Below are 1,362 nucleotides of genomic sequence, written 5' to 3'. Positions count from 1 at the left end.
CTCCTGTCTGCATCGGCTCTCTACAATGGACAGGTGGCAGCTCTGTTAGTTCCACTATTTATAGCGCACTACACTAGTCATGGGACGGCTCCAGCGGTAAATAGATGAAGAACCGCGTCTTCCCGGGGCGACTTTCGCATTCGATCAACCCGCCGTGTTGGTTGATCAATTCCTGAGCGATCGGCAACCCCAGGCCGGTTCCCCCCGGGCGTTCGGATACCATGGGTAAGAAGATACGATCCAATAAATCGGGGGCGATACCCTCACCGTCATCGATAACTTCCACTTGCATGACCAAGCGGTGGCTTTTGTTTCCGATCGTGAACCGGCGCAACACCCGGGTCCGCAGCTCGACCTGGCCGTCCGGTCCGGCTGCGGCAATCGCGTTCCTGGCAAGATTGAGCACGGCCTGGATCAAGCGGTCGGGGTCCGCTCTGAAATCCGGGATGCTGGGGTCATAGTCGCGGATGATGACCGGTCCCGCGGGATACTCCGCCGACAGGAGTCCGCACACGTGTTCCAGCACCTGATGAATATTGACATACTGCCTTTTAGGGATGAGGTTCGGGCCGAGCATCTCGTCGATCAGCTTCCGCAGCCGGTCCACCTCGTCGATGATGACGCGCGTGTGCTCACGGAACGACTCATCCGGCAGCTCCTGCTCCAATAGTTGGGCGGCACCACGCAGACCGCCCAACGGGTTTTTGATCTCGTGGGCCAAACCTCGGATCAGGGCCTGCGCTGCCTGGTGTTGAGAGATCAGGTGCTCTTCGCGGACGATACGCAGATGGCGATCCACTTGGCACAGCTCAACCAGGGCCTCCGATGATGCGTCGGACTGGTGGAGCGGCAAGACCGTGCAGTTAACCCTGACGGTACGGTCACCGGACAGCGGGATGGTTACCTCCCTTTCCGTAACCGGACGCCGGATGCTCAAGGCGTCGCGCAATCGCTGCTCCATTGAACACTCAGGCCACGGCATCAGGGTCCCGATGCTTTGCCCCAACACATGGTGAGCGCTGGCCTGGAGCAGCATTTCCCCGGCCGGATTGATGTAGGTAAGGCACAGGTCGCCGTCGAACAGCAGCACCGCGGTGACCAGATGCTCCAGTACCTTCTGCTCGAGGCGGCCGGCCAGCGGATCAGCGGAAACCATGGGTATTACCGGCTATGGATGGTGTTAGAGGCTGTCTAAAAATTAAGATACTGATTTTAGGACATAAAATCTGAAAATTTCGCGCTCGTTCCCACGCTCCAGAGACTGTGAAAGTATCACTAGATTTTCGGGTGGTGGTTAATTTTTAAATGCCAGCTTAACCAGTAGCTGGCAATAGCTCCGTATTATAGCGGTGCAGGAAGAGT

At 57.4% G+C, this 1,362-nt stretch carries 1 protein-coding gene; it reads right to left on the bottom strand.

The window, feature by feature from the left end; all coding sequences use genetic code 11:
- Positions 1-73: 73 nt before the first annotated feature.
- Positions 74-1,156, bottom strand: a complete 1,083-nt coding sequence (gene glnL, locus BQ17_RS12915; RefSeq protein ID WP_089727702.1) for a nitrogen regulation protein NR(II) — start codon at positions 1,154-1,156, stop codon at positions 74-76.
- Positions 1,157-1,362: the final 206 nt, after the last annotated feature.

This window comes from Candidatus Thiosymbion oneisti (genome assembly GCF_900092655.1).
GTDB lineage: Bacteria > Pseudomonadota > Gammaproteobacteria > Chromatiales > Chromatiaceae > Thiosymbion > Thiosymbion oneisti.
This window is presented reverse-complemented; position numbering and strand designations above follow the sequence as displayed.

Excerpts from the sequence above, each read along its gene's own strand:
- glnL (WP_089727702.1), bottom strand. The coding sequence starts at position 1,156 with ATGGTTTCCGCTGATCCGCTGGCCGGCCGCCTCGAGCAGAAGGTACTG.